This window comes from Pseudophaeobacter leonis (assembly GCF_002087335.1).
Taxonomy (GTDB): domain Bacteria; phylum Pseudomonadota; class Alphaproteobacteria; order Rhodobacterales; family Rhodobacteraceae; genus Pseudophaeobacter; species Pseudophaeobacter leonis.
The window spans coordinates 1-6133 of the sequence record NZ_MWVJ01000109.1 but is presented as its reverse complement, the minus strand read 5'-3'; the positions used below and the strand labels follow the sequence as shown (position 1 = coordinate 6133).

The following is a 6133-nucleotide window of genomic DNA, read 5'->3' as shown; positions in this document are numbered from 1 at the left end:
TTATCCAGTCTGGAAAACCGCCCATCAGAATGCCGCCACCAGGGCAGCGGCCCCGTCTGGTACGGCAGGCCAGTTGGCATCATCAGACAGATCCGCACCGGCATCGACCAGATCCGGCCAGGTGGCGCGCATTGGCGTGATCCACCCAAGGCCCGCGATATAGGCCCCGCGCTGCGCGTCTGGCTCCGCGAACAAAATCCGACTACTCAAAAGTTCTAGAGTATCTCCATGACACGATCGGGACGAAGAACCCGACCAAGATGCGTCGTTCTTCTGTTATTGCCGCACAGATGGCAAATCACCACCGGGCGAGGTTTGCCAACTACATTCCGCACATGCTCTCGATCCTATTTGAGCATGCCATCGATCTCGATTGGCAACGCGACAACCCAGCCAAGGGCATCGATAAAATCAAAACAGGCGACGGCCACAAGCCATGGACAAAAACGGCGATAGCCATCTTTCGCAAGAATGCCGATGGACTACCCTTGCTGGCTTTTGAGCTGGCCCTGGGCACTGGCCAGCGCGCGTCTGACCTGACGCGCATGCAATGGTCCGACGTTGAAGACGATGGCATATGGGTCACGCAAAACAAAACGGGGGTGAGGTTGTGGATTCCCTTCACGGCAAACCTGCGGGCAACCCTCAACGCAATGCCACGGCAAAGCCTGCACTACATTCTGTCAGACAAGTTTGGTCGCCAGGTACGTTACGACCTCATTCAGAAAAGAAGCCTCAAAATCAAAAAGACGATGGGGTTAGAGGAATTCACACTCCACGGCCTACGCTACAGCGCCGCTGGCGAACTGGCCGAGGCTGGATGCACTGACCATCAAATCGCATCCATCACTGGCCACAAAAGTTTGTCCATGATCCAGAAGTATTCACGCGGGGCGAGTCAGAAAGCGCTCGCCAAACAAGCCCAAGCCCTGCGCGAACAGAACAAAAACAAAACGTGAAAGTGGGAAACTAAGTGGGAAACAATTTTTTGGGAAAATCTTATGGCGACACTAAGTCACTGATTTTACTGGCAGGGGCACACAGACTCGAACTGTGGGCCTACGGTTTTGGAGACCGGGTCAATATCTTGATATAAAAGGAATATTCCTCCAACATGGTTGAAAACAGCCCTAAAGAAAACAAACAGTTAGGGCGAACCTGCCAACTGTTCGGGCGACGGGCGGACCAATGCATTTGCCCAATGGCGAAGCCTACGGTCACTGGCGCTGGCGATGTGGATATCACGCCCGTGCCATCACCTTCCAGTTGGCCGAGGTTGCGGTGACCGGTCCGATGGTCCGTGCTATCATTGCCGCCATTCACCGATTACGAGTGCCACCGTTATGTGCGTGACCGCGATCCAGACCCAAACTGAACGAAAGCGGCAGGACAGGTCTGTCCGCCGCGCTGAAAAACGGAGCCACTAGGCCAGGAAGAGGCGGGTTCGCGGCCCCATCCGCCAAGCTCCAGGCGTTTGCGCGTCCACAGACACCGCTCAGGGCGAAAAACGCTTGTGCAACTGGCAAAATTAGGCGATCTTCACGTCCGACGGCAGGCTACTTGGGGAATGTCGGGTCTTGCCAACGCCGTTGTCGCGGTCAGTGTCAGATTGCGTTAATTGCTGGTGCAGAGATATCAGTCCACAAAACAATTGAGCTGCTCTGGCAACCTACTCAAACCTCAGATGAATGGCGGCAAAAGACATATAGAATATATGACCAATACGGCATGGGCGAAGGGTTCAATTTAGGGTGATGCTTTCGTCTTTGGGTAAAGATGGGATGAGTTTGTGCGCTGGGAAAAACAATTTAAACTCTACCGAGAGAACAGAGGCATGTCTCAAGGCGAGATTGCCGAGTGGTTTGACGTTGACGTCACAACGGTCAGCAGATGGGAGCGTGGCCTGACAACGCCATCTGCACGATCCAAACGTAAAATTGATCAGATCATCATGGATCGGCATATCAACGCCCTGGCCACCAGCGTCGAGAAGATGCGCTCCCACGCCTCACTGGTAGAAGTTTCCCCGAATTTCGAGCTTGTCACGATGTCTCAGGGGCTACTTGGTTTGCCGCACTGGTCGGATTTCCAACTGAGCGAATCGCAGGGGGACAACTACGAGAGAATTCTGGAAGATCACGGGGCCAGTATGCCCTACACGGATCTCATCCTTCAGCACATAAAGAACGGTGCGACCCTGATGGAGCTTGTTGATCCGACACAGCCGTTGGAAGTGTTCCGACGGCACATCACAATTCGCACCATCCATGCATCCGGCGAGGGCTCATTTCTACTGTCAGACATAACGCAGGCCCAGTGCACCGACCCCCCCGGCCTTCGCGTTCTGATGTGGGTGTAACCAGCCCTTGATAAGTCCGCGATATGATGTGCCGCGCAGGATGGCATGTGAATGGCGGCTTCTCTAATTGGGAGTTTGGGTCAAGCTCGTTTTCCTTCTTTCTTGTGGATCATTGTCGCTCATCCGGGTCACGCTTCTCTTCGCAGTCTGGTTGATGCCATCGGGCATCGCTGCACGCATGTGTCGGATTGGCAGCGGAGAGCCTTGCTCTGAGACGCGCTTCGCGTTGCGCAGCAGCCATTTTCGGCTTCTTCCACAGACCTCGTCCGGTGAGGGACGATCCCGTTCGGCTTTGGAGGGTGGTGGATCAGATCATGCTGTGCCCTCCACCTGTACCAGACGGAACTCGGTGCCATCTGCCCACATTCTATGCAGCAGAAGGATTGAAGCCCAGGCGTACTACTTCAGGCCACTCTATGACCACTGTCAGCCCAAAGCAGCCCCACGCACGCGTGGTCAGCTCCAGGGGCTGCGTTTACAGGAAGGGCGGAAAGGAGCCGTTCGCTGCGCGACGCACGAACTGGTAAGACGCGGACAAAGTGTGAATTCGCTGCGTTTGCACCGAGGACCGCTTTAGTAAAAACTGTGAAGCTCAAGCCAGAAGCAAGACGCCAACATATGCAAGATAGGCGAGTAAGAACACGCCTCCTTCAAGACGGCTCAAGGTCCAGTTGGTCCGAGCACAGAGTAACAGGATAATTGCCGCTGCGCACATCACCCAGATATCCAGCTCGATAATCTGCGATGGAACGGCCATCGGCTGAACAATCGCAGTTATCCCAAGAATTCCAAGGATATTGAAAATATTGCTGCCAAGGATATTCCCCAAGGCGACATCGCCTTGCCCCTTTCGAACTGCAATGATGGACGTGACCAGTTCAGGCATCGAGGTTCCGATGGCCACGATTGTCAGCCCGATGACGGCCTCCGAAAGTCCGGCAGCTTGCGCGATGGTAGCAGACCCGGAGACGAGAAACCGCGCCCCAAGGATCGTGATGACCAAGCCCGCCACCGCGATGCAGATCGATACGCCAAGCGCATAGTCTGGTCCCGGAACAGCGTCGGCCTCACCTTCATAGACCGCGGCCGCAGGTGTGCCGCCGGATAGTTTTTCAGACCATAGTGTAAAGCCCAGATAAGCGGCAAGCGACACTAGAAATGCAGTCCCGGCCCATCGGCTGACGTCACCCCACATAACAACGCAAAGGCACAGAAGTGTCGCAAGAACCATGACCGAGCCGTCACGTTTGAACGCTTTCGGATCGACGGCCAACGGCGCAATGAGGGCGGCGATACCCAAGATAAGCAGTACGTTGCCGATGTTGCTTCCGACCACGTTGCCAATGGCGATACCAGAGGAACCGGATAAGGCAGCCTGCAAACTGGTGACGAGTTCAGGCGTCGAAGTGCCAAAGCCGACAAGCGTGAGGCCAATCACCATCGGCGAGATACCAAAGGCCTTTGCAGCTGAAACTGCGCCGCGCACAAGGAGTTCGCCGCCGACTACCAGGCCTGCAAGGCCAATGATCACCAACATGACGGGGCTCATTCCCTTGGGTCCTGTTGCGCCGACCCCATGGGGAGCTGAGCGTCTTCGGGTTGGTCCGTATCCAGTTCGGCCTGATCGGCACCGAGGGCGGCTGTTTCAGGTGTTGAAGCGCGGGCCATCGGCTTGGATTGGAATACCACCTTGTTTTCAATGGAGACGGCAGGAGCATTTCTTAGCCTGTAGACCGCGAAAGCAAACAAAAGGATGTGTGCGCCGCCGGTGACAGCGAACAGGCTGACAGCCCCGAATGCGGTCATCGACACGCCGGCAACCGTAGGGCCGATGATCGGCCCGATCCCAAACACAAGCAACAGAACACCGCTCACCTGAATATAAGTCCCGGGCTCGGCATGGTCGTTCGCATGGGCCACGATCACGGGATACATCGCAAAAACCGTCGCTCCAAAAAGAGCGGAAAGGCCAAGCACAACGGCTGGACTGGTCGCCCCCGAGAGCAGAAAGAGCGCATCAGCCAGAAGGGCAAAGCCGGTGATGCCGACCAGCACTTTTCTTCTATCAAGAGGGTCCGAGGCGATCCCGACGGGGATTTGCATCGCAGCGCCTGCCAGGATCGGAATGCTAGCGAACAACGCAATATCGCCCAGCGTCAGGCCGATCCGGGCCCCATAAACGGCGGCCAAAGTTCCGAAAGAAGCATTTGAGACGCCCACCATCAATACCGCAAAGAATGCGATGGGTGAATTTTTCCAAAGCCCCCGTAGATTGAGCGAGACCTTTGTCAGCGGCCGGGGGGTCGTTGTCGCACTTATAGCTGTCGGTAGAAGCGCCAGGCAGTAAACCATCGCGGCCAGAACGAAGAAGAAAAAACCGTTGGCATCCCCGAGCGTCAGCACCATCTGGCCTGCCGTCGTCGCGGCAAGATTTACCATTGTATAGATGCCGAACACCCGACCGCGCGAGGATGCCTCGGTCCGCTCGTTGAGCCAGCTTTCGACGATCATTGCCGCACCTGCAAAACTGAAACCGGACAGGGCCCGCACCGGAATCCAGACCCACGGGGTGATAAGGACGAGCGAAATAAGAACGGCAATGGCGGCAATCGCGCACATGGCCCCAAATGCCCTGATGTGGCCGACACGTGCCACAAGGGCGGGCGTGCGCAAGCACCCTGCGACATAGCCGATCGCCCAACCTGGTCCGAGAAGGCCGAGCGACGCTGCCGTGAAGCCTTCTGCCTCGCCACGTATGGGGAGAATCAAGGCATTGACGCCGCCCGCGAACAGCAAAAATGCTGACCCCAGCAACAGGGCGCCGAGAGAGAATAAGCTTTTCACCATGCGACCGAACTGCTCCTTCCTGGTTCTTCATTGAAGATCAGGACTCGGAGAGACCAAAGTCGTGAAATTCAGTGCATTCCGTTGAAGAATACTTCCAAAACTGAGAAATGCGCCAGCACTGATGTCCAACCAGTAACATACAGATTTAGAAAGCCGCCATTCGATCACGTCGCAGCATAATGCAGTTTGGGCTCATACCTGCCGTACGCTGCACAAAGCGCCAAGGTCGGCAATGGGCCGTTCTCGCCTTCCACTACGCCCAGAGACCCCGACTTTGAAAAGGTGGCAATCTGCGCATAGCTGCCCTTGGTGCGAGCCGCAGCGAAGGTCCGGAACCCGCCCACACTGTAGGAGTGCCTGCTGTAGGAGGGCCTGATCGAGCTAGGCTAGGATCTCGGCCACAGTGGCCAGCTTGCCATTGGCGCAGCCGCGCCCCTGCCGCCTCGGCAATCAGGGCATTTGATAGCTCGCCCTCAGTTGTCGGCACCGGCCCGGTGTAGCCTGGACAGGGCGCCAACAGATCGGCCGGCACATTTGCCGGGGGCAGTCGGGCGAGATCACTGCCCCGACCCATACAACCGGCCCAGCAGTGACACCAAGCAAAGCAGACAAAGGCGCATCGCGACCTCCCATCAGTTCCAATTCATTTGAAAGCGCTGCCCAGTGCCGCGCCTCATCCGCAGCGCGGTCCAGGTGCGCGCGATGGATCTGCGCAGTCTCTGCTGCGCGCTGCAGCTCGGCACGGGCACCGCTCAGATCCTCTTGCACGGCCACCAAGTCAGAGCGCAGCTGCTGCCTGTCTCGGAACAGGTCATTGATCCACCAAACTGATCCTCCCAAAGCTCGGAGCAAAAGAAGGAATGGCAGGTTGCGCAGAACCCAGACCGGCATCAGGTGACGCCTATCATGCAAAGCCGGTACTCATCG

5 protein-coding genes and 1 tRNA gene are annotated in these 6133 nt (G+C 56.7%); 2 read left to right on the top strand and 4 right to left on the bottom strand.

The features are described 5' to 3' along the window. Positions 1 to 24 precede the first annotated feature (24 nt). Positions 25 to 195, bottom strand: coding sequence for a hypothetical protein (locus B4968_RS23600; protein ID WP_161492631.1), 171 nt, complete (start codon positions 193 to 195; stop codon positions 25 to 27). Positions 196 to 260: 65 nt separating this feature from the next. Here B4968_RS23600 and B4968_RS20485 point away from each other — a divergent pair, with 65 nt between their 5' ends. Beyond that, the gene (locus tag B4968_RS20485; protein WP_241525887.1) at positions 261 to 959 is read left to right on the top strand and encodes a tyrosine-type recombinase/integrase; all 699 of its coding nucleotides are present in this window, start codon (positions 261 to 263) and stop codon (positions 957 to 959) included. Between the two features lie 69 nt (positions 960 to 1028). On the opposite strand, the gene B4968_RS23415 is transcribed toward B4968_RS20485, so the two are convergent. Then, positions 1029 to 1132 (bottom strand) — tRNA-Ser (locus tag B4968_RS23415). Between the two features lie 657 nt (positions 1133 to 1789). Between B4968_RS23415 and B4968_RS20480 the strand changes: the two genes are divergently transcribed. Further along, positions 1790 to 2359: a helix-turn-helix domain-containing protein gene (locus tag B4968_RS20480; RefSeq protein ID WP_139792942.1), complete on the top strand. Its 570-nt coding sequence runs from the start codon at positions 1790 to 1792 to the stop codon at positions 2357 to 2359. 592 nt (positions 2360 to 2951) lie between these two features. On the opposite strand, the gene B4968_RS20475 is transcribed toward B4968_RS20480, so the two are convergent. Next, positions 2952 to 3908 carry a calcium/sodium antiporter gene (locus B4968_RS20475; protein WP_083101116.1) on the bottom strand — a complete coding sequence of 319 codons (957 nt, stop codon included), beginning with the start codon at positions 3906 to 3908 and terminating at the stop codon, positions 2952 to 2954. Further along, a complete protein-coding gene (locus B4968_RS20470; protein WP_083101115.1) occupies positions 3905 to 5206 on the bottom strand; it encodes an MFS transporter in 1302 nt (433 codons plus the stop codon). The genes B4968_RS20475 and B4968_RS20470 overlap by 4 nt, the downstream gene beginning before the upstream one ends. Positions 5207 to 6133 lie beyond the last annotated feature (927 nt).

Bases quoted from the DNA above. Each gene is read 5' to 3' on its own strand.
- B4968_RS20485 (WP_241525887.1), top strand. From the start codon at position 261: ATGCGTCGTTCTTCTGTTATTGCCGCACAGATGGCAAATCACCACCGG.
- B4968_RS20475 (WP_083101116.1), bottom strand. From the start codon at position 3,908: ATGAGCCCCGTCATGTTGGTGATCATTGGCCTTGCAGGCCTGGTAGTC.
- B4968_RS20470 (WP_083101115.1), bottom strand. From the start codon at position 5,206: ATGGTGAAAAGCTTATTCTCTCTCGGCGCCCTGTTGCTGGGGTCAGCA.